The following is a 21,930-nucleotide window of genomic DNA, read 5'->3' on the forward strand; positions in this document are numbered from 1 at the left end:
GCGCTCATCATCAATGAAGGAGCGCTACCATGAGTACCAAACGGCTTTTGATCATTAGCCATGCGCCCTCTCCCAACACGCGCCGGCTGCGCGACGCCGTGATCGAAGGCGCAAGCGACGAGGCGGTCGAAGGTATCGAGGTGCGCGCGCTCGCCCCGCTCGACGTCACCCCGGACGAGATCATCGCCGCCAACGCGGTGGTCATCGGCACGACGGAAAATCTGGGCTACATGGCCGGGCTGACCAAGGATGTGTTCGATCGCTGCTACTATCCATGCATCGAGCATACCGAGGGCCTTCCGTTTGCCTTCTACGTCAGGGCCGGGCTCGACGGTACCGGCACGCGCCGAGCCCTCGAGGCAATCACCACCGGTCTTCGCTGGCGTCTGGTTCAGGCGCCGCTGATCTGCCAGGGCGATTTCGACGAGGTGTTCATCGACCAGTGCAGAGAACTCGGGCTTTCGATGGCGGCGAGCCTGGAAGCGGGCATCGTCTAAACCCAAAAACGGCACCCGAAGGTGCCGTTTTGCGTTGCCACGCGTAAGACGTACTTGACGCCTATTTTAGCCGTTCGAACACCGTGGCCACGCCCTGGCCCATGCCGATACACATGGTGGCAAGGCCAAGCGTGGTGTCCTGCTGGCGCATCACGTTCAAAAGCGTGGTGCAGATGCGCGAGCCGGAGCAGCCCAGCGGATGGCCCAGCGCGATCGCGCCGCCGTGAAGATTGACCTTCTGATCGAGATCGTCCAGAAAACCAAGATCCTTCAATACCGGAATGCCCTGGGCGGCGAAGGCTTCGTTGAGCTCCACGGTTTCGATATCCCTGGCGGAAAGCCCGGCGGCCTTGAGCGCCTTTTTCGATGCCGGCACCGGGCCGTAGCCCATGATGGAGGCGTCGCAGCCGGCCACACCCGTCGAGAGTACCCGGGCGATCGGCTCTAAACCCAAAGCCTGAGCGCGCTCGTAACTCATGATCGCCATCGCCGAGGCGCCAACAGAAAGCGCCGAGGAGGTGCCCGCGGTGACGGTGCCGTTACGCGGATCGAACACCGGTTTGAGCTCGGCCATGGACTCAAGGCTTGCATCGCCGCGCACGACTTCGTCGTGCTTGACGTTGACCCGGAAGCCATTGCTGTCGTGGCCTTCGACACCGATGATCTCGTTGTCGAAGTAGCCCTTCTCGTTGGCGGCCTTGGCCCGCTGGTGTGAACGTACGCCGAACTTGTCCTGCTCTTCACGGGTGACGCCGTGCATCTTGCCCAGAAGCTCGGCGGTCAGGCCCATCATCATGGCGGCCTTGGCGGCGTACTTGCTCGCCGACGGGTTGACATCGACACCGTGGGCCATGGGCACGTGCTCCATGTGCTCGACGCCGCCGATGACGTACATGTCGCCCATACCCGCCTTGATGTTCGCCGCGGCGATGTGCAGCGCGGTCATCGAGGAGCCGCACAACCGGTTCACGGTTTGCGCCGGCACGGTACGCGGAATGCCGGTCATGATCGCCGCGTTACGGGCGATGTTCATCGACTGCTCGAGGGTCTGATTCACACAGCCCCAGATCACGTCGTCGACCTCCGCCGGGTCCAGGCTGGCGTTACGCTCGAACAGCGCCTGCATCACCGCCGCCGACAGGTTTTCGGCGCGCACGTTGCGAAATGCGCCGTTTTTGGCCTTGGCCATGGCGGTACGAACCCCGTCGACCACCACGATATCCCTTGGATTCAAACTCATCATATTTCTCCTGTTCGCGGTGACTTAGGCCTGGTCTTTGTAGAAACGCTCGCCGTTTTGCGCCATTTGCTTGAGCTTTTCAGTCGGCGCGTAAAGCGGACCAAGTTCCTCGCTGAGCTTTTCGGCCTGCGCCACGAAGGTGTCCACGCCCATGGCGTCGATATAGCGCAGTGCCCCGCCCCGGAAGGGAGGAAAACCGATGCCGTAGATCAGCGCCATGTCGGCTTCGGCGGGCGTGTCGACGATGCCGTCTTCCAAACAGCGCACGGTCTCCAGACACAGCGGCGTCATCATCCGCGCGATGATGTCCTCGTCCGAGAACTCCTTCTGCTCGCCGGCAACTTCCTTGATGAGCTTGTAGGCTTTTTCATCGGTGACCTTTTTGGGCTTGCCCTTCTTGTCTTCCTCATAGGCGTAGAAGCCCTTGTCGTTCTTCTGGCCCAAACGGTCGTTCTCAAACATCACCTGAATGGGCGTCTTGCCTTCGCGCGCCATGCGATCCGGGAAGCCTTCCGCCATCACCTCGTTGGCGTGCACCGCGGTGTCCATCCCCACCACGTCGAGCAAATACGCCGGGCCCATTGGCCAGCCGAACTTCTCCATCACCTTGTCGACGTGCTGGAAGTCGGCGCCCTGCTCGACCAGAAAGCTGAAGCCGCCAAAGTAGGGAAACAGCACGCGATTGACCAAAAAGCCGGGGCAGTCGTTGACCACAATCGGCGTCTTGCCCATGGCGCGGGCGTAGGCGACGGTCGCTGCGACCGCCTCGTCAGAGGTCTTTTCGCCACGAATGACTTCCACCAGCGGCATGCGGTGCACCGGATTGAAAAAGTGCATGCCGCAGAAGTTGTGCGGGCGCGCCAGGTTCTTTGCCAGCCGGTTGATCGAGATCGTCGAAGTGTTCGAGGTGAGGATGGTGTTCTCGCCGACGTTCTTCTCGACCTCGGCCAGTACGCCCTCTTTCACTTTCGGGTTCTCGACCACCGCTTCGACGACCAGATCGACGTTTTCGAAGTCGCCGTAGGAGAGCGTCGGGCGAATGTTGGTGAGCTTTTCAGCCATCTCTTCAGGTGTGAGTTTTTTACGCTCGACCTGCTTGCCAAAAAGCTTGCGCGCCTCTTTCAAACCAAGCTCGATCGCCTCGCCCTTGATGTCCTTCATCAGGATCGGCGTGCCCTTTGAGGCGCTCTGGTAGGCGATACCGCCGCCCATGATGCCAGCGCCCAGCACCGCGGTCTGCTTGACCGGGCGGGCCTGTTTTTCGTACTTGCCGGCCTTTTTCTTGACCACCTGATCATTCAGGAAGAGCCCGACGAGGTTGAACGCCACGCTGGTCATGGCGAGCTTGGCAAACGCCTTCGCCTCGATCGCCTGGGCGCGCGCACGCTCCTCGCCAGCGCCTTTCTGGATGACCTTGATCGCTTCGATCGGCGCCGGATAGTGCGGGCCCGCCTTGCCGGCGACATAGCCCTTGGCGGTCTCGAAGGCCATCATCTGTTCGATGGCGTTGAGCTTCAAAGGCGCCTTCTTCTCGGCGCGGCGGCTTTGGTAGTCGAGCTCGCCGGCGTTGGCGCGGTCGAGCATATCGAGCGCGGCGGCCTCGAGCTGGTCGTGGGCGACCACGGCGTCGACCGCGCCCATCTTGAGCGCCTCGGCCGGGCGGTTTTCGCTACCGCCGGCAATCCACTCGATGGCGTTGTCCGCGCCGATGATGCGCGGCAGACGCACGCAGCCGCCCCAGCCCGGCAAAATGCCCAGTTTGGTTTCCGGCAGGCCCATCTTGCCCTTCTCGCTCATGACGCGAAAATCGCAGGTCAGAAGCACTTCGCAGCCGCCGCCGAGCGCCAGCCCGTTGACCGCGGCCACGGTGGGAAACGGTAGATCCTCGATGGCGTTGAAGATGTCGTGGACCTTGAGGTTCATCTCTTCAAGATACGCTTCGCCCTTGTCGAACAGCGAATGAAACTCGGTGATGTCGGCGCCGACAATGAAGACATCCTTGGCGCTTTTGATCAAAAGGCCCTTGAGGTCGCGCTCGCCTTCGATCGCGCCGACCGCCTCGCCCAGCTCCTGCACCACGGCGCTGGAAAGCTTGTTGATGGACTCATCCTTCAAATCGAAAGTGAGCGTTGCGATGCTGTTGCCACCTTGGGTGTCACGACGCTCCACCGTGATGGCGTTGCCTTGATAGATCATCCGCGCTGTCTCCACTGGTACGGGCTTTACAGATACGAGCTCTACAAATCGGGCGGGGGCCGAACGCGGGCCTGCCGCAATTTTCATACGGTCGTTTGATCGCTCAAGCCTGGTCGAGTTGCCTGTCAAGGTCAAGCCTCCAACGACGCCTCAAGCGGACGATACGCCCGCAAAACGCTACGTTAGAAGACGCAGCCCTTGCCGTTCAAGGCCTGGCGAGGCTCTATCGACTTTCGTTGCAATCCCTGGGATTATAGGCGCTTTCTCAACGAGTGGACCGTCATGGGCGCTTTTCTGACTCCTACACGCATGGCCAAGTGGCAGTCACTTGCCGAGCGAATCGTTCTCCGGGTCAAGCCCTGGGCCTTTTTATGGCCACCCATCGCCTTCGCCGCCGGGCTCGGCAGTTTCTTTTTGGTGGACCGTCAGCAGTGGTTGGGGGCGGCGCTGGCGCTGGGACTATTGCTGGCCTGGGGGCTCATGCTCTCGGAGAGCCTTTTGTCGCGCGTACTGAGAAAGCGCGGTCAGGAGGGCCTGCCGCGCATGGTCACCACCTTTATCGCGCAGATGATCCACCAGGAAACGCTTTTTTTCACCCTGCCTTTCATTTTGATCACCACGGTGTGGAACAGCGGCCAGCTCATCTTTGCACTACTCGTGTTGGCGATGGCGATTTTGTCGATCGTCGACCCGCTCTATTACAAGTTGGCCGGGCGCTCGCGAAGCCTTTATTTTCTGTTCCACGCCCTGTGCGTGTTTCTCGTGCTGCTGGTGATTTTGCCGATCATGGTGCACCTGACCACCGGGGAAAGTCTTGCGCTGGCGCTCGGCTTGACGGTGTTGATTGCGCTTCCAAGCTTCTGGCACCTGGTCAAGGCAAGAACGCTTACGCGCCTGTGCCTGTTTCTCCTTCTGCTGGTCAGCCTGGCGCTCGCGGGCTGGGTCGCGCGGGTGTGGGTGCCGCCGGCCACGCTCTGGATGACGGGAAGCGCGCTTTCACCAGAATTCGACACCGCCAATCGAACGCCGCTGGGTGAGATGACGCTAACGCCAGAGGCGCTGGCAAGCCGTGGGCTCTACGTCTATACCGCCATTCGCGCCCCGCGAGGCTTGAGCGAAACCGTTCACCACGTTTGGCACCACAACAGCCAGGAGCTGGATACGGTGGAGCTCGATATCAGCGGCGGTCGCGAGCAGGGCTACCGCGCCTGGAGTCATAAGAACAACTTCCCCCAGGACCCGACCGGCAACTGGCGAGTCGATATCATGACCGCCGGTGGCCAGCGGCTGGGGTTGATTCGCTTCGTGGTGGCGGCCGATTCCAATGAGGCAAGCGTCGCCGATGGTCGCATTCGCGCCAGCGGCATGAGCCGGCTACACCTGGGGCGGTTCGTTGCCGGGCGGGGCGAAAGTGAAGAAGATAGTGAAAGCGAGGAAGGCGTCGAGAGTTATGAGCGCGTTGAAAACGTCTCCAATGAGGCCCGCTAATATCCGGCGGGCGCTTGCAATCAGCGCCCGAGGTTATGACAATTCGCTGAACACACTCACGGATCGTGACTCATGGCTTCAACAATAGGTTTTCGACTTGCGCGTTTACCGCACCTGTGGCGCTCCATTCTGGATCGAAGGCTGGCGCCGCTGGGGCTTACGCAAACCCGCTGGGTGACTCTTTACCATTTATGGCGCCTGGGCGAAGGCCACCCCCAGTGCGATCTGGCCAAGGCGATCGGCGTCGAGGCGCCTTCCTTGGTGCGCACGCTGGGCCAGCTCGAGGAGCAGGGGCTGATCGAGCGGCGCGCCTGCGACAACGACCGGCGCAGTAAACGCATCTTTTTGACACCGAAGGCCACGCCGCTGCTCGAAAAAATCGACAGCGTGGCAAGTCAGGCGCGCGAAGAGATGTTCGCGGGCTTGAGCGACGAGCAGCTCGACACGCTCGACGAGTGGCTGGGCGTGATCGAATCCAACGGCCTCGCCATCCAGTCCCGCGACCAGCAGGGCCCCATCGCCTAACGCGAAGAGCCGCTCAGCGCCAAATGATCCGCCTGGCCTGCGAGCGTTTGAGTGAGCTCGCGAAAGGACGCCATATAGAGCGTAAAGCGCTCAGGCCCCTGCGATTCCCACCACCAAAGCGTCATGGCCTGGGCGCTGGACTCGATCACCAGCGCATCCGTTGGCAGGCGCTCCAAAAGCGCCTTCAGCGAGGTCTCGGCCGCCGCCGGCAGCGGCCTGAGCGGCGCGATGCGCCAACGCCAGCCGGCGTGATAGTGCTCCAGCGCCTCGCTTGCGTGGGCATCGCGCACCAGCACGAAATCCGGCCCCGGTGCTTTTTGCGCGTAGGCAAACCGGTAGCCTGGCATGAAGCCCTTGAAGTTATGCAGCGGCGGCGCGGCCAGTTTCACCTCCACCCCTTCCTTGCGCGCAAAGCTTCGCAGCGCATTCTGCCGCGTTTGGCGCGGATTGGGTTTGAGCCACATGACCGGCGCGGCCACGAACAGCACGACGCCCAGCACGATCAACCATTCCATTTACGACATCCCTCTTTCAACCGATCGATACTTGCGTTAAAAAAACCCGCGTTTGGGCCGTTGTGAACCCCATGCGTTGCGCTTACAGTGAACATTACCCGACAAAGGTGCTCTTTGTTGCTTATTGCGAAGGAGATGGGTCATGAGCTATCACCATATTCTGGTCGCGGTTGATTTGACCAAGGACTCCCACCGGGTGCTCGAGCGCGCGATCGCCGTCTCGCAGCGAAACGAGCACGCCAAAATTTCGATCATGCACACCCTGGAGCCGCTCGGTTTCGCCTACGGAGGCGATATTCCGATGGATTTGACCAGCATTCAGGATCAGCTGGACGACCACGCTAAAAAGCGCCTGTCGGAGATCGCCACGCCCCACGTCAAGCCCGAAGATCAGCACGTGGTGGTCGGCATGCCGGATACCGAAATTCATCGCTTCGCCAACGATCGCGGTGTCGACCTGATCGTGGTGGGCTCCCACGGCCGTCACGGCTTCGCGCTGCTTTTGGGCTCCACCTCGACCGGCGTTCTCCACGGCGCGCCCTGCGACGTGCTGGCGGTGCGCGTGGGCCAAAAAGGCGAGCAGACCGACGAATGACGCCGTGGTCCCGCTAGCGCAAGGCGCCCCGCGGGGCGCCTTTTGTTCATCAAACGCTGCCAAATCCTGCCGGCCTGTCTACTCGCCCGCCATCGCCTCGAGCTCCATCCAGCGCTCCATGGCCGTTTCCAGCCGCGCCTGTACGCCCTGCAGCTCGTTGAGCTTTGCCGTTACCTCGGTGGCGGGCTTTTGATAGAACGTCGGCTGGCCGATCACCTTCTCAAGCGCCGCTATCTCCTCTTCCAGGGTTTCGATTTCGCCGGGCAGCGCCTCGAGCTCACGGCGCAGGTTGTAGGAGAGCTTGGCCGACTTTTTCGCCGGGGCGCTTTTGGGCTTCTCGGCACTTTTCGCTTCAACCTTGCCGGTCGGCTCGGTGTTCTGGCGCGCCGCGCCCTCCCACGGGGCCGGGGGGAGCTTTCCGCCCTGACGAATCCAGTCGCTGTAGCCGCCGACGTACTCGCGCACCGCGCCGTCGCCTTCGAACGCCAGCATGCTGGTCACCACGTGATCCATGAAGGTTCGGTCGTGGGAGACCAGCAGCAGCGTGCCGTCGAAATCGAGCAGCAGCTCTTCCAGAAGCTCGAGGGTTTCCATGTCCAGGTCGTTGGTCGGCTCGTCGAGCACCAGCACGTTCGCCGGCTGAGTGAAAAGCTTGGCCAACAGCAGCCGGTTGGACTCGCCGCCGGAGAGCGCCTTCACCGGCTGGCGTACCCGGTCCGGGGTGAACAGAAAATCCTGCAGGTAGCTCATGACGTGGCGGTCGCGCCCGCCAACGCTGACACGGTCGCTGCCCTGAGCGACGTTGTCGTAGACGGTTTTCTCGAGCTCCAGCCCCGCGCGCAGCTGATCGAAGTAGGCGACCTTCAAATTGGTGCCAAGCTGGACGCTGCCCTCGGTGGGTTCGAGTTGGCCGAGCAGGATCTTCAAAAGCGTCGTCTTGCCCGCGCCGTTGCGGCCCAAAAAGCCGATGCGGTCGCCGCGCATGATTTCGAGATTGACGTTGTCGAGGATGACTTCGTCGCCAAAGCGCTGGCTGACACCCTTGAGCTCGACCACCCGCTTGCCGGTGCGCTCGCCGCTGTCTACCGTGAGGTTCGCGCTTCCCTGACGCTCGCGGCGCTGGCTGCGCTCGGCGCGCATCGCTTCCAGCGCACGCACGCGGCCTTCGTTACGGGTACGCCGCGCCTTGATGCCCTGGCGAATCCAGGTCTCTTCCTGAGCCAGCTTCTTGTCGAACTCGGCGTTTTCGCGCGCCTCCACTTCGAGCTCGTGCTGCTTGCGTGCCTGGTACTCCTCGTACTTGCCCGGGTATCGGCCGAGCTTGCCGCGGTCGAGCTCCAGAATATGGGTGGCAAGCTTCGAGAGAAACGCCCGGTCGTGGGTGATCAACAGCACCGCGCCGTTGAAGGCGAGAAGCTGCTCCTCGAGCCAGGCGATGGTGTCGAGATCCAGGTGGTTGGTGGGCTCGTCGAGCAGAAGAAGATCCGGCTCGGAGACCAGCGCGCGGGCCAGTGCCACCCGCCGGCGCCAGCCGCCGGAGAGCGCGTTCATCTCCGCCTCCGGCGGTAGCCCCAGGCGCGTCAGCACGACATCGATACGCTGATGAAAGGACCAGCCGTCGATCGCCTCGATACGCGTTTGAAGCGTAGCCATCCGGTTCATGTCCGGGTCGGGGTCGTTGATCAGGTGCTGGTATTCGGACAGAAGCTCGCCGGCCTCCGGCAGGCCCATGGCCACCACGTCGAAAATCGTCATGCCGGAGGACTCCGGCAGCTCCTGGGCGAGCACGCCGACCTTCAGGCCCGGCGCGCGCCAGACGGTGCCGTCGTCGGCCTGGATGTCACCGGCGACCAGTTTCAAAAGCGTCGACTTACCGGTGCCGTTGCGACCCACCAGCGCCAGCCGCTCGCCCTTCTCCACCGTAAGCTCAGCGCGGTCCAGCAGGGTCTGTGTGCCATAGGCCAGTTGTAGCTGCTCAAGTCGTAACAGGGTCACGCGGTATCCTCCATGTCGTCAGGCGCACAGTGTAACGCATGGCCCGGTTGAACGGTGAACTCGAATCACCGCCGCCCGAGCCATCCGGCGCCGATGACTCAGAGCCCGCTTCGAATGCGCTTTTTATCCAGCTTGCCGACGCTGGTCTTGGGGATCTCATCGACGAGACGAATATCTCGCGGCACGCCCCAACGGTTGAGCTTGCCGTCATCGACGAAGCGCTCCATGAAGGAGATCAACGCCTCAATAGAGGGCGGCTCGTTGAGGTTCTGAGCGACGACCCAGGCCACCGGCCGCTCACCCCACTTGTCGTCGGCAACGCCCACCACCGCCACTTCAGCGACCTCCGGGTGCTGGCTCAAAAGGCTTTCCAGCTCGAGCGACGACAGCCACTCGCCGCCAGTCTTGATCACGTCCTTGATGCGGTCACTGATGGTCAAAAACCCCGCCTCGTCGATCGAGCCCACGTCACCGGTGTGAAGCCAGCCGTCGCGCCAGAGCTCTTCGCTGCGCGTCTCTTCCTTGAAGTAGGCCTGCGTCAGCCAGGGCGCCTTCATGCGGACTTCCCCCACGCTTTGGCCATCATGGGGTAGCGGCTGGCCCTCGGTATCGACCACCTGAAGATCCACGAAAGGCGCCGGTAATCCTGCCTTGCAGCGCCAGGCAAGTTGAGTCTCGTAGTCGGCCTCCTCGACGTGGCGCGGTAGAACGTCGATCGTCACCACCGGGCAGGTCTCCGACATGCCGTAGGCACTGCGGGTATCGACCCCCAGCGCCCAGGCGCGCCGCGAAAGGCTCTGGGTCAGGGCACTGCCGCCCAAAAGCACCTTCCAATCGGTGAGATCCACCCGCCTGGAGGAGACCGCCTCGGTGCTTAGCACCATGTTGAGCAGCGTCGGTACGCAGTGGGAGAAATCGACCCGCTCCTCGACGAGCAGCTTGACCAGCATCTCGGCGTCATATCGGCCGGGATAGACCTGGGTGGCGCCCAACAGCGTGGCCGTGTAGGGCACGCCCCAGGCATGAACGTGGAACATCGGCGTAATCGGCATGTACACCTTGTCGCGACTCAAAAGCTCCACGCCCTTCGCCTGGAAAAGGTTCGCCTCGCTCAGCGTGTGCAGCACGAGCTGGCGGTGGGTGAAAAAGACGCCCTTGGGATTGCCGGTGGTGCCCGTGGTGTAGAAAAGCGTGGCCACGGCGTTTTCATCGAAGGTGGGAAAGTCGAAGCGACGCGGCTGCTCGGCCAGTAGCGCCTCAAACTCACCAACGACGTTGAGCGACGTATTAACCGCGTGTGGCGTCTCCTGGCAAAGCACGTAGCCGCGTACCCGATCGAGTTTTGGCGCCAGCGGCTCGAGCAGCGGCAAAAAATCCTCGTGGGTCAGCACGAAGGTGTCCTCGGCGTGCTGCATGGTGTAGAGAATCTGCTCCGGGGCCAGGCGTACGTTCACGGTATGCAGCACCGCGCCGATCATGGGGATGGCGAAAAAGCACTCCAGATAGCGATGGCTATCCCAATCGAGTACCGCCACCACGTCGCCGGCCTCGACACCCTGAGCGGTCAGCAGGTGCGCAAGCTGATGCACGCGCTCCTCGAAGCGGCGATAGTCGTGGCGGCTGTGGTCGCGGTAGACGATCGGGTTGGCGCCGGCGGCGCGTACGCCGGCGCTCAGCAAATCCCCAATCAACAGCGGTGGGTTCGTCGCCGAGGCGGTGGCGGGCAGGATTTTGGGGGTGACGTTGGGCATGGGCGGCTCGCTTTTTATTGCTGTGTTAAACGGCTGTTTGATCGCCTTTAGTGTTCACCGCCCGTTGATCCGGCGCAATCCGTTCCCACTTCTGCTTTGGTATTAGCCGGACGTCCCTCCAAGCCGTTACAATGGCGCGACTCTCACCCGCCGATACGGCGCCCACCTGCAGGAGCCGGGTTTGACCACAACCGACACGCCATCCTTTTTACCCGAGGCGCTGTGTTTTCGCCCGCGCGAGGCGCTGGTGGATATCGGCGCCAACCTGACCCACGAAAGCTTCGAGCGCGATCTGGACGCGGTCATCGAGCGCGCCCAGGCAGCTAACGTGACGACGATGATCGTGACCGGCACCGATCTTGCCCACGCCGAGCAGGCCGTGGCGTTGGCCAAGCGCTTTCCCGGTCTTTACGCCACCGCCGGCGTCCACCCCCACGATGCGAGCGGCTGGAGTAATGAACTCGCCCGTCAGATGGCGGCGCTGCATAAAGCGCCCGCGGTGGTGGCGGTCGGCGAATGCGGGCTCGACTTCAACCGCAACTTCTCCACCCCCGCGGAGCAGGAGAAGGCGTTCGAGGCGCAGCTGTCGCTTGCCGCCGAAAGCGGTTTGCCGCTGTTTCTTCACGAACGCGACGCCGGCGCGCGCATGCGCGAAATACTCAAGGCCTGGCGCGACGATATTTCTAAAGCGGTGATCCACTGCTTCACCGGCGAGGCGCAGACGCTCTACGGCTACCTGGATCTGGATCTGCATATCGGCCTGACCGGCTGGATCTGCGACGAGCGCCGCGGCCATCACCTGCGCCCGCTGTGCAAGGACATTCCGCTCAACCGGCTGATGCTCGAAACCGACTGCCCTTACCTTCTGCCACGTAACCTGCCGGCCAAGCTCAAGGGCCGACGCCACGAACCGGCACTGCTGCCCTGGATCAGCCGGGAGATCGCTAATTGGGCCGGCGTGGAAGAAGAAACACTGATCAATGAAACCACCCGCACCGCCCGGCGCTTTTTCAATCTCGATAGCGCCTTGAAGGAGAATTAACGTGGCCGAAATGCCCGGATTTATCGCCATCGAAACCGGCGAAGAGGATGGCCTGCCGCTGGCGATCGCCTGGTCGCTGCCGGATGGGCGCATCAAGCAGACGCTGATTCAGCCCGACGACAGCTGGATCGAGGAGGACACCAACGTCTCCGGCGCCTACAGCATCGAAGAGCTCGAAAGCCTGGGCGTAAGCCCGCTGGACGTGATTCGCGAGCTCGAAACCGACCACTTCTCCGCCACGCTCTACACCAGCGACAACGGCGAGGACGAAGCGGCGCTGGCCCGCCTTTTCGACACCTACGGGCTGGACCCCTTCATCGAGCTGGCGCCGGCCCACGTGCTTTACGATCGGCTATCGAGCGGCGAGTGGCACCGCCTGCGCGGCGACACTTTCAGCGACCGTGGCCTCGAGCCCATGCGCGCCGAGCACGAAGTCGAGGTGATGCTGGCCCTGCATCAGCGCCTGAGCGAGCGCGAAGATTAGCCAGCCACCTTGTCATTGGGCGTTTTGGTGCCGAGTGCTTCAAGACCTGCTGTAACGGCGCCATCGAGCGTATCCTCCTGCTGATAAAAGCGCGATAGCGCCCGGCGAAACGCCCGGGCGCGAAGTGGCAGCCCTTCGCGCTCGAAACGCGCCGCGCGCTCGAGCACCTTCGCTTCAAAGGCGGCCCGGTCGACCTCGACCGCCCCGCCCAGGTTATCGACGCTCACGTTGAAGGCGCGCCCGCACGCACGGGTAAAGAGATACTCCAGCGCCTGGGGGGCGATTTCGGCGCGCTCGAACGCCGCCTGCTCGAAAGCGTCGCGCCCATCCGGCAGATACCAGTAGCCGTAATCCTCCTGCTCGCGGCGTTTGGCGCCGGCGATGCACCAGTGGCTGATTTCATGCAGGGCGCTGGCGAAGAAGCCGCGCGCGAAAATCACCTGGTGATACGGCGTCTCGCTCGTCGCCGGCAGGTAAAGCGGCTCGTCGCCGCCCTTGATCAGCCGCGTTTGGTAGGTGTCGGCGAATACGCCATCAAACAGCGCGATGATATCGGCCAGCGTCCAGCGCTCGAAGGTCTTGGTCACTATCGCGTCACTTCAAAAAAGGGGTGGAAACACGGTCTCGGTAAATGCGGCCGCCGAGACCCGCTTACAGGCATCCGGCGGCGAAATTTGCTACGCTTGCGCCCTTTCATCGACCCCCTCACGTGGAGGAGCCTTGCCGTGGGCGCCGCCGTTCATCGTATCAAATCCCTCTACGGGCCCGAAACTCGTCTGCTGATCGCGCTGGCGCTTCCCATCGTGGGCGCCCAGCTCGCCCAAGCCGCTATCGGCGTGGTCGATACCATGATGACCGGGCGCTTTGGCGCCACCTCGCTTGCCGCCGTCTCGGTGGGCTCGAGTCTCTGGACGCCGCTGATGCTGTTCATGACCGGCACGCTCATGGGCGTGACGCCGATCGTTGCGCACCTGCTGGGCGGCCAGCGCACCGCGGACATTCCCAGGGCGGTCCACCAGGCGCTCTGGGTCGCGCTGGTGCTCGGCATCGTGGCCGCCTTTTTACTGCATACCGCGACGCTTCCCGTGTTCGAGCGCATGGACGTACCCGAGGCCGTGGCGCGCGAGGCGAGCGCGTATCTGGGCGCGGTCGCCTTTGGTATGCCGGGCATCGCGCTGTTTCAGGCGCTGCGCGCGTTTTCCGACGGCATGAACCATACCCGCCCGGCGCTCTGGATCAGCCTGATCGGCCTTTTGATCAACGTACCGAGCAACTACGTGCTGATCTACGGCGGCGACGGCCTGATTGACCTGTTTGGTGCCTGGCTACCCACCCCGCTTGCTACGCTGCCCGCGCTTGGGGCGCTGGGCTGCGGGATCGCCACCGCCCTTTCCATGTGGTCGATGGCGCTGGCCATGGCCTTCTACACCGCCCGTAGCCGCAGCCGCAACTACCAGGGCATTGCGCTTTGGCAGCGCCTGTATCGCCCGTACTGGGCCGGCATTCGCGAGCTGGTCGTGGTCGGCATGCCGATCGGCGTGGCGATCTTCGTCGAGGTGACGCTGTTCACGCTGATTGCGCTGTTCATCGCAAGCCTCGGTGAAGTCACCGTGGGCGCCCACCAGATCGCGCTAAGCTATACGTCGCTCTTGTTCATGCTGCCGCTGTCGCTGAGCATGGCGCTGACGGTGCGGGTAGGCAATACGCTCGGCCAGGGGCGCCCGGCGCACGCAAGGCATGTCGCCTGGAACGGCATCGCGCTGAGCGTTCTCATCGCCGCGGTCAACAGCGCGTTTTTATGGCTGAGCGCGAAGCCGGTGATCGCACTCTATACCGCCAACCCGGAGATTCAGACGCTGACGCTTTCGATCATCTCGCTGGCGGTGATCTTCCAGCTCTCCGATTCGCTGCAGGTGAATCTGGCCGGCGCGCTCAGAGGCTATAAGGACACCCGGATCGTCATGGTAATCACCGTGCTCTCCTATTGGATCGTCGGCCTGGGCGGCGGCTACTGGCTAGGCACCCAGGGGCTTGGCGGTCTCACCGGGCCGCTCGGCGTTCACGGCTACTGGGTCGGCCTGATCGCCGGGCTAAGCACCGCGGCACTGCTTCTCGGGTGGCGCCTGAAACGGGTCAGCCTGAGGTAAGCGCATGAAACGTTGCCTTTCGATGATAGCCCCACTGTTTTCAGCGCTGCTGCTGAGCGCCTGTGGGAGCAATGAAGATCCGGCCTGGCAGGCGTATCACCAGACGCTTGAAAGCGCGCTCGACGCCGAGCCGATCGCCCGCGAGGCACCCTCCAACATCGGCGCCTTTCCAGACCGCCGCGAGCGGCTGCTCGACGTGCCGGACATCCGTGAAAGCATGTTCAACGTCTACGCGCTTCGCGAGTGCGATATTACCTCGCTGGTAGCGGCGCGTAACAACCAGCTTGGGCGCGTCGCGCCCCCCAGCCAACACTGGCTTTACGAGCGCGAGCTGTGGCGGCGTCTGGAACGCTGCTCCCAAAGTGACGTTGTTGAAGGGCTGGGTGAAAACGACCGAGCGCGGCTTTTGAACCTGACCGCGCTCAAGACCGAACAGCTGCCCGCCGTAGGCTTCAATGCGCTGTTCGACTCAGAGGAGTGGGAAAAGAACTTCTCCCGCGCGAGCCAGCCGCTCGAATTGACGGCGCTGCCGAACATGACCCGCGAACTCGAGGCGCTAGGCTATCTCGAGACCATGGTCCTCAACACCTACGACCTCGAGTGGCAGGCGGACTCCGCCACCCTCGAGCAGCATCTTAAAGCCCTTCAGGCGCGCCCGCTGACCGCCGAAGTGCTGCGCACGCTGTTGCTGGGTGCCGAGCGCCTGAACGAGGCCAACCGGCTGCTCGCAAGCCACCTGCCCGCCATGCAATGCCTGCCGGCTTGGCAAAGTGACTGGCTGGCAAATATGGCGCGTGCCGCTCGGCGCTGGCTTGGCCAGGTCAACGCCTTGATCGATGCGCATGAGGTAAACGCCCCAGCGGCGGTGGCCGAGTATCAGCGTCAGTGGCTCTCTCTGGAGACCGCAAGTGCTCCCTGGCCACGCTTTGAAGCCGCGCTGATGGAGCACCTTGCGCTTCGCACGGCCTACCCGGTGTGTACACGGAATCAAGGCGTTGATTAAAAAATAAGTAGGTTCTCTTAACCTGGCGTCCAACCTGTGCTATTGGTTGAAATACGCGGTAGGCAGTTTCGCGCCTATCAACGTCGTGACCACGCAGCACCAGGAGGGACACTATGGGTCGACCCCATTCACCCCACTCTGCCCAGGTCATCGACCTGGAAACCGCGCGCCAACGTCAGCAGGCGCGCAAGTGCGTGATTCGTCTAGCCCCCGAGCTCGACGGACTCGAGATGGTTTACCAGCTCGCTGCGAGTCCCGACACCTATTACGGCCTGCCGATACTGGCGTGGGGCTTGCGTGACGACGGTAATGTCGTGGGTCTGGTGCCCTGGATGAACGGGCTGTGCGCCTGCAACGAGCTCGACAGCCAGGAAAACGGTCATTTCGTCGGCTATCGCGACCCGGAAACCGAGGAAATTTTCGAGCTACCACCGGAGCATAAGCACGCCGAACTCATCGCGGCGGCAGACTACTTCGAGTACGAAGCGTCAAAAGACGTGGCGCTGATTCAGCAAATTCCCGACACGCTCGGCACCCACGCGCTGTGCATGAACCAGGAAGATGCGCCCTGGCATATGAAACCGGTGTTTGGTTGGCGTCTTTATAGCAATGGGAGCGTCGAGGCGCTGCTCGCCGACGAAGAGAAAGCGCAAATGTCGCCGATCATCCTGGGTGATTCTTGCCTATTCGATGCCCATACCCGCTATCAGACCATCTACTTCTTTCAGCGCCACATCGCCAATCGGATTCTCGAAGAGGACCCGGCCACACTGGAGGCGCTGGCGATGATGGTCGTGCCCGACGACGAGTAGTGCCGGGTACCGCTCGATGGCTCACGCAAGGCGAATGAAGTAACGGTATTCGCCTTCGTGTTCACGCTGGGTCATCAGTTCGTGGCCCAAGAACTGACAGAACTTGGGCACATCGCGCGTAGTGGCGGGGTCGGTCGCCACGACTTCGAGAACCTGCCCGGCACTCATGTCGCGGACCTTATTATGCATAAGCATAATGGGCTCGGGGCAGTAGAGTCCGGTAGTATCCAGCGTAGCGTCACAGGCGGGCGTCGTATCAGTCATCTCGGGCCTCGGTAAGGAAGTGGCATATGGTTAAAGTTATCATCGAACGGCGCATCATGCCCGGCCTTGAGCAGGAGTACGAGCAGGCGGCCCGAGAAGCGATGCGCGTCTCGCTCGGCGTCAGTGGCTTCGTCAGCGGTGAGACGCTGGTCAGGGTTGGCCAGCCGGACCGTCGCCTGATGATCACCAAGTGGCGCGATCTGCGTGCCTGGAAAGAGTGGCACCAAAGCGAGGCAAGAGCTAGGGCGATGGAACAAATCCTGCCACTTCTCACCGAAGACGAAACCGTGCAGGTATTTGAAGCCGCTCTTTGATAGGTGACGATCCGCTCGCCGGGTACGCGGGTCTAGTGCGTTAACCGCACGTGAACCGTCACCTCTTCACGATCGTGATAAAGGTGGCGACAGCGAATTTCTGCACTCACCCCCGCCTCTTTCAGCGACTCCTCAAGGGTGTCCAAACAGCGCGCCACTTCGTCCCAGCGCTTTTTCATCGGCAGTTTCAAATTGAAGATCGCCTCACGGCACCATTGGCGCGTCAGCCACCGCTGTACCATGGTCAATACGCGCACGGGCTTGTCGACGATGTCGCACACCAGCCAGTCCAGCCGCTGGTCCGGCGCCCAAACGAAGCCGTCCTCTTTCAAGTGATCGACCTGGCCGGTTTTCATCAACGCCTTGTCCATCGGGCCATTATCGATCGCGTAGACGTACATGCCGCGCTGAACGAGCTGCCAGGTCCAGCCGCCAGGGGCAGCGCCCAGATCTGCCGCCTGCATGTGTTCGGCAAGCCGGGTATCCCACTGATCCCGGGGAACGAACTCGTGCCACGCCTCTTCGAGCTTGAGCGTCGAGCGACTGGGCGCGCGCGAGGGAAAGCGTAGCCGGCGAATGCCGTTTTTGAGCTCGCTGCGATTGCCGGGAAAGCTGATGGCGAGCTGGACCCGGTCGCCGCTGGTCCAGAAAACGTGCAGCCGCCGACCGCCGGCCTTACGCCTGAGCGCGCCGCGCTTGGTCAATAAGCTCTCCAGCGGCTTCGTCAATGCCTTGATCAGCCCGGCCAGCGCCTTGCCATCGTTGGTATCCGGCGTTTCATGCCAGATCTCCTCGAAGCTCCAGCGGCTCGATTTGATCTGCTCGAGCATCGGCGTGAGCCGGTCCTCCTTCGAAAGCGACAGCGGAGCCAGCGCGGCTAGACTCTGACGCGCAAAGATGAGCTTGTCGAATCGCGCGTCGCGATGCAGCGTGTTGATCGGCTCTTCGTCGGTCCGCGTCAGGCTCGCCCAGCCCTCCCCTCGCTGTGGAACGCAGGGTACGCAAGCCAGCGCGGCGTGGTGCTGCATCTCCGCCAGCGCATCGGGCTCGAAGCCCGGGCGGCAGTACACAAGCCAGGTTGCGGGCGCTATTTCACTCACGGGGGACTCCACTCTGTGCCGGTCGCATTGAATTCGAGGCGCATCATACCATCGCAGGACACGTTATCGGGCGCGAACTGCTTATTTACAATAAGATCACGCTGTCATCGTTTGCCACGGCGAGCTTTCGATAGCCCGAATACAGAAAAGCCGCCCATGGGGCGGCTTTTCTATAACCAGCGGCGAATATCAATTCTCTGCGGCATCCTCGATATCTTCACCCGCATCTTCGATGCTCTCGCCGGCGCTTTCAATGCTGTTATCGATATTTTCGCCCGCTTCTTCTGCCGGACCCTGATCGTTGTCGCAGGCTGCAAGCCCGCCAGCCATCAGTGCGATCAAAGCGGCCATCAATAGTTTTTTCATCATGTCTCCTTTCATTTTTTACGCTCCTTTTTGCCGAATTAAACGACCTTTGCATCATACGGTTTTTATTCAACGAAAGACAACCGACAGCTTTTTCATTGTCTCGCGTCAGGACACGTATTTTCCATGCACAAAAAAAGCCCCGAACACAGAGTGCTCGGGGCTTTTTCGAATAGGTGCCTGACGATAACCTACTCTCGCATGGGGAGACCCCACACTACCATCGGCGCGTTGCGGTTTCACTTCCGAGTTCGGCAAGGGATCGGGTGGTTCACGCAAGCCATGGTCGTCAGGCGTAACTTTCAATGTATATCGGCTGACGGTTTCGTGATCGTCTCGTTCGACATGAAGCCTTTTGCTTCATGTTCGTGCGTATCCGGTTCCTGCTTCGTTGTCACTGCGGGCCGAACCCCTTGGGTGTTATAGGGTCAAGCCTCACGGGCCATTAGTACACGTTAGCTCAACACCTTGCGGTGCGTCCACACCGTGCCTATCAACCAGCTGGTCTCGCTGGGCCCTTCAGGAGGCTCGAGGCCTCGGGGATGTCTCATCTTGAAGGGGGCTTCCCGCTTAGATGCTTTCAGCGGTTATCCCGTCCGCACATAGCTACCCGGCAATGCCACTGGCGTGACAACCGGAACACCAGAGGTGCGTCCACTCCGGTCCTCTCGTACTAGGAGCAGCCCTTCTCAAACATCCAACGCCCACGGCAGATAGGGACCGAACTGTCTCACGACGTTCTAAACCCAGCTCGCGTACCACTTTAAATGGCGAACAGCCATACCCTTGGGACCGACTTCAGCCCCAGGATGTGATGAGCCGACATCGAGGTGCCAAACACCGCCGTCGATGTGAACTCTTGGGCGGTATCAGCCTGTTATCCCCGGAGTACCTTTTATCCGTTGAGCGATGGCCCTTCCATACAGAACCACCGGATCACTAGAACCTGCTTTCGCACCTGCTCGACGTGTCTGTCTCGCAGTCAAGCACCCTTATGCTCTTGCACTCATTGCACGATGTCCGACCGTGCTGAGGGTACCTTCGTGCTCCTCCGTTACTCTTTGGGAGGAGACCGCCCCAGTCAAACTACCCACCACACACTGTCCTCGACCCGGATGACGGGTCGGAGTGAGAACACCAATGATGCCAGGCCGGTATTTCAAGGGTGGCTCCCTCCGAACTGGCGTCCGGAGTTCCTAGCCTCCCGGCTATCCTACACAGGCAACATCAGTATCCAGTGTGAAGCTATAGTAAAGGTTCACGGGGTCTTTCCGTCTAGCCGCGGGTACACCGCATCTTCACGGCGATTTCAATTTCACTGAGTCTCGGGTGGAGACAGCGTGGCCATCATTACGCCATTCGTGCAGGTCGGAACTTACCCGACAAGGAATTTCGCTACCTTAGGACCGTTATAGTTACGGCCGCCGTTTACCGGGGCTTCGATCAGGAGCTTCGGACGAATCCTAACACCATCACTTAACCTTCCGGCACCGGGCAGGCGTCACACCCTATACGTCCGCTTGCGCGTTGGCAGAGTGCTGTGTTTTTACTAAACAGTTGCAGCCACCTGGTATCTTCGGCCGGTTCAGGCTCGGGGAGCAAGTCCCTTCACCCTACGCCGGCGTGCCTTCTCCCGAAGTTACGGCACCATTTTGCCTAGTTCCTTCACCCGAGTTCTCTCAAGCGCCTTGGGATTCTCACCCTGACCACCTGTGTCGGTTTGGGGTACGGTCGCACATGATCTGAAGCTTAGAGGCTTTTCCTGGAAGCGTGGCATCAGTGACTTCCGGCCCAAAGGCCGTTCGTCTCGCATCTCGGCCTTGAACGCCCGGATTTGCCTGAGCATTCAGCCTACCTGCTTTCACCGGGACAACCAGCGCCCGGCTCACCTAGCCTTCTCCGTCCCCCCATCGCAATCATGTCCGGTACGGGAATATTGACCCGTTTCCCATCGACTACGCCTTTCGGCCTCGCCTTAGGGGCCGACTCACTCTGCTCTGATTAGCATCGAACAGAAACCCTTGGTCTTCCGGCGGGGGAGTTTTTCACTCCCCTTATCGTTACTCATGTCAGCATTCGCACTCGTGATACCTCCAGCAGACCTCTCGATCCACCTTCGTCGGCGTACACGACGCTCCTCTACCGCGCATCCATAAGGATGCACCCGTAGCTTCGGTACCTGGTTTAGCCCCGTTACATCTTCCGCGCAGGCCGACTCGACCAGTGAGCTATTACGCTTTCTTTAAAGGATGGCTGCTTCTAAGCCAACCTCCTGGCTGTCTGAGCCTTCCCACATCGTTTCCCACTTAACCAGGATTTGGGGACCTTAGCTGACGGTCCGGGTTGTTTCCCTTTTCACGACGGACGTTAGCACCCGCCGTGTGTCTCCCACGCTGCACTCACCGGTATTCGGAGTTTGCCTCGGGTTGGTAAGTCGGGATGACCCCCTAGCCGAAACAGTGCTCTACCCCCGGTGGTGATACGTGAGGCGCTACCTAAATAGCTTTCGAGGAGAACCAGCTATCTCCGGGCTTGATTAGCCTTTCACTCCGATCCACAAGTCATCCAAATCTTTTTCAACAGATCCTGGTTCGGGCCTCCAGTTGATGTTACTCAACCTTCACCCTGCTCATGGATAGATCGCCCGGTTTCGGGTCTATATCCAGCGACTGGTCGCCCAGTTAAGACTCGATTTCTCTACGCCTCCCCTATTCGGTTAAGCTCGCCACTGAATATAAGTCGCTGACCCATTATACAAAAGGTACGCAGTCACAGAACAAGTCTGCTCCCACTGCTTGTACGCACACGGTTTCAGGATCTATTTCACTCCCCTCGCCGGGGTTCTTTTCGCCTTTCCCTCACGGTACTGGTTCACTATCGGTCAGCCAGGAGTATTTAGCCTTGGAGGATGGTCCCCCCGTCTTCAATCAGGGTTTCTCGTGCCCCGACCTACTCGATTTCACTGTGCTCGGATTTCGGCTACGGGACTATCACCCGCTATGGTCAGACTTCCCAGACTGTTCGCCTATCGATTGCACAACTTAAGGGCTGGTCCCCGTTCGCTCGCCGCTACTGGGGGAATCTCGGTTGATTTCTTTTCCTCGGGGTACTTAGATGTTTCAGTTCCCCCGGTTCGCCTCGTACCCCTATGTATTCAGGATACGATACCGACCTTGTGGTCGGTGGGTTTCCCCATTCAGAGATGTTCGGGTCACAGGTCGTTTGCCACCTCACCGAACCTTATCGCAGGCTTCCACGTCTTTCATCGCCTCTGGCTGCCTAGGCATCCACCGTGTGCGCTTCATTGCTTGACCCTATAACCCGAAGGAGTCCGGGCCCGCAATGACAACGATTGCCGGATACGCTTGAGACGTATCACAAAACAATTGCGTATCGAGATCACGTCACGATCACAAAAGCCAAAGCTCATGTCACCGTATCGTCATTCGATACTGTCAGCATGATATACATTGTTAAAGAGCGACTGCCATAAGCAGTGACAAGACAACGCGTGGCGTCTGGCTTGTCACTGCTCATCAACAGCATCTGATCAGGCAATTCATTGTGGACGTTTACCGCGAGGATGACGCATCGTT

Annotated in this window: 19 protein-coding genes and 2 rRNA genes; 10 read left to right on the forward strand and 11 right to left on the reverse strand. The window is 61.1% G+C overall.

Annotated elements, in window-relative coordinates; genetic code table 11:
- The first annotated feature begins 29 nt into the window (after positions 1–29).
- Positions 30–497 carry a flavodoxin family protein gene (locus tag RN346_RS10770; protein ID WP_311961126.1) on the forward strand — a complete coding sequence of 156 codons (468 nt, stop codon included), beginning with the start codon at positions 30–32 and terminating at the stop codon, positions 495–497.
- A 61-nt stretch (positions 498–558) separates the two neighbouring features.
- Here RN346_RS10770 and fadA read toward each other — a convergent pair whose 3' ends face one another.
- Positions 559–1,737 carry an acetyl-CoA C-acyltransferase FadA gene (gene fadA, locus RN346_RS10775; protein WP_311961127.1) on the reverse strand — a complete coding sequence of 393 codons (1,179 nt, stop codon included), beginning with the start codon at positions 1,735–1,737 and terminating at the stop codon, positions 559–561.
- 24 nt (positions 1,738–1,761) lie between these two features.
- Entirely contained in the window at positions 1,762–3,933 is a 2,172-nt protein-coding gene (gene fadB, locus RN346_RS10780) for a fatty acid oxidation complex subunit alpha FadB (RefSeq protein WP_311961128.1), read from the reverse strand.
- Between the two features lie 282 nt (positions 3,934–4,215).
- Between fadB and RN346_RS10785 the strand changes: the two genes are divergently transcribed.
- Together RN346_RS10785 and slyA are read left to right on the forward strand one after the other, a co-directional pair.
- The gene (locus RN346_RS10785) at positions 4,216–5,421 is read left to right on the forward strand and encodes a DUF5924 family protein (protein ID WP_311961129.1); all 1,206 of its coding nucleotides are present in this window, start codon (positions 4,216–4,218) and stop codon (positions 5,419–5,421) included.
- 72 nt (positions 5,422–5,493) lie between these two features.
- Complete coding sequence (gene slyA, locus RN346_RS10790; RefSeq protein ID WP_263586793.1) at positions 5,494–5,946, forward strand: transcriptional regulator SlyA; 453 nt, start codon at positions 5,494–5,496, stop codon at positions 5,944–5,946.
- Here the strand turns inward: slyA and RN346_RS10795 are convergent.
- Entirely contained in the window at positions 5,943–6,461 is a 519-nt protein-coding gene (locus RN346_RS10795) for a preprotein translocase subunit YajC (protein ID WP_311961130.1), read from the reverse strand. The two genes, slyA and RN346_RS10795, sit on opposite strands and share 4 nt — an antisense overlap.
- A gap of 142 nt (positions 6,462–6,603) precedes the next feature.
- Between RN346_RS10795 and RN346_RS10800 the strand changes: the two genes are divergently transcribed.
- Complete coding sequence (locus tag RN346_RS10800; RefSeq protein ID WP_263586791.1) at positions 6,604–7,056, forward strand: universal stress protein; 453 nt, start codon at positions 6,604–6,606, stop codon at positions 7,054–7,056.
- 78 nt (positions 7,057–7,134) lie between these two features.
- Here the strand turns inward: RN346_RS10800 and RN346_RS10805 are convergent, their stop codons facing one another.
- Together RN346_RS10805 and RN346_RS10810 are read right to left on the reverse strand one after the other, a co-directional pair.
- Complete coding sequence (locus RN346_RS10805) at positions 7,135–9,051, reverse strand: ATP-binding cassette domain-containing protein (protein WP_311961131.1); 1,917 nt, start codon at positions 9,049–9,051, stop codon at positions 7,135–7,137.
- A 98-nt stretch (positions 9,052–9,149) separates the two neighbouring features.
- Positions 9,150–10,802 carry a fatty acid--CoA ligase gene (locus RN346_RS10810; RefSeq protein ID WP_311961132.1) on the reverse strand — a complete coding sequence of 551 codons (1,653 nt, stop codon included), beginning with the start codon at positions 10,800–10,802 and terminating at the stop codon, positions 9,150–9,152.
- 181 nt (positions 10,803–10,983) lie between these two features.
- On the opposite strand from RN346_RS10810, the gene RN346_RS10815 reads away from it, so the two are divergent.
- Together RN346_RS10815 and RN346_RS10820 are read left to right on the forward strand one after the other, a co-directional pair.
- Complete coding sequence (locus RN346_RS10815; protein ID WP_311961133.1) at positions 10,984–11,844, forward strand: TatD family hydrolase; 861 nt, start codon at positions 10,984–10,986, stop codon at positions 11,842–11,844.
- Position 11,845: 1 nt separating this feature from the next.
- The gene (locus tag RN346_RS10820) at positions 11,846–12,328 is read left to right on the forward strand and encodes a hypothetical protein (RefSeq protein ID WP_311958227.1); all 483 of its coding nucleotides are present in this window, start codon (positions 11,846–11,848) and stop codon (positions 12,326–12,328) included.
- On the opposite strand, the gene RN346_RS10825 is transcribed toward RN346_RS10820, so the two are convergent.
- Positions 12,325–12,915, reverse strand: coding sequence for an elongation factor P hydroxylase (locus tag RN346_RS10825; protein WP_311961134.1), 591 nt, complete (start codon positions 12,913–12,915; stop codon positions 12,325–12,327). The genes RN346_RS10820 and RN346_RS10825 overlap by 4 nt on opposite strands.
- Positions 12,916–13,053: 138 nt before the next feature.
- Between RN346_RS10825 and RN346_RS10830 the strand changes: the two genes are divergently transcribed.
- The 3 genes from RN346_RS10830 (at position 13,054) to RN346_RS10840 (ending at position 16,290) form a co-directional block, all read left to right on the forward strand.
- Positions 13,054–14,475: an MATE family efflux transporter gene (locus RN346_RS10830; RefSeq protein WP_311961135.1), complete on the forward strand. Its 1,422-nt coding sequence runs from the start codon at positions 13,054–13,056 to the stop codon at positions 14,473–14,475.
- Between the two features lie 4 nt (positions 14,476–14,479).
- Complete coding sequence (locus RN346_RS10835; RefSeq protein WP_311961136.1) at positions 14,480–15,478, forward strand: DUF3080 family protein; 999 nt, start codon at positions 14,480–14,482, stop codon at positions 15,476–15,478.
- A gap of 113 nt (positions 15,479–15,591) precedes the next feature.
- Positions 15,592–16,290, forward strand: coding sequence for a hypothetical protein (locus RN346_RS10840; RefSeq protein WP_263586783.1), 699 nt, complete (start codon positions 15,592–15,594; stop codon positions 16,288–16,290).
- Between the two features lie 21 nt (positions 16,291–16,311).
- On the opposite strand, the gene tusA is transcribed toward RN346_RS10840, so the two are convergent.
- Positions 16,312–16,554 (reverse strand): sulfurtransferase TusA, encoded by a 243-nt coding sequence (tusA, locus tag RN346_RS10845; RefSeq protein WP_263586782.1) that lies wholly within the window; start codon positions 16,552–16,554, stop codon positions 16,312–16,314.
- Positions 16,555–16,580: 26 nt separating this feature from the next.
- On the opposite strand from tusA, the gene RN346_RS10850 reads away from it, so the two are divergent.
- Complete coding sequence (locus tag RN346_RS10850) at positions 16,581–16,868, forward strand: antibiotic biosynthesis monooxygenase (protein WP_263586781.1); 288 nt, start codon at positions 16,581–16,583, stop codon at positions 16,866–16,868.
- Positions 16,869–16,900: 32 nt separating this feature from the next.
- Here RN346_RS10850 and rlmM read toward each other — a convergent pair whose 3' ends face one another.
- The 4 genes from rlmM to RN346_RS10870 all read right to left on the reverse strand — a co-directional run bounded on the left by rlmM (position 16,901) and on the right by RN346_RS10870 (position 21,648).
- The gene (gene rlmM, locus RN346_RS10855; protein ID WP_311961137.1) at positions 16,901–17,968 is read right to left on the reverse strand and encodes a 23S rRNA (cytidine(2498)-2'-O)-methyltransferase RlmM; all 1,068 of its coding nucleotides are present in this window, start codon (positions 17,966–17,968) and stop codon (positions 16,901–16,903) included.
- 189 nt (positions 17,969–18,157) lie between these two features.
- Positions 18,158–18,349, reverse strand: coding sequence for a hypothetical protein (locus tag RN346_RS10860; protein WP_263586779.1), 192 nt, complete (start codon positions 18,347–18,349; stop codon positions 18,158–18,160).
- Between the two features lie 163 nt (positions 18,350–18,512).
- Positions 18,513–18,628, reverse strand: a 5S ribosomal RNA gene (gene rrf, locus RN346_RS10865).
- A gap of 130 nt (positions 18,629–18,758) precedes the next feature.
- A 23S ribosomal RNA gene (locus RN346_RS10870) occupies positions 18,759–21,648 on the reverse strand.
- Positions 21,649–21,930 lie beyond the last annotated feature (282 nt).

The sequence above is a fragment of the Halomonas sp. PAMB 3232 genome (assembly GCF_031954225.1).
Taxonomy (GTDB): domain Bacteria; phylum Pseudomonadota; class Gammaproteobacteria; order Pseudomonadales; family Halomonadaceae; genus Vreelandella.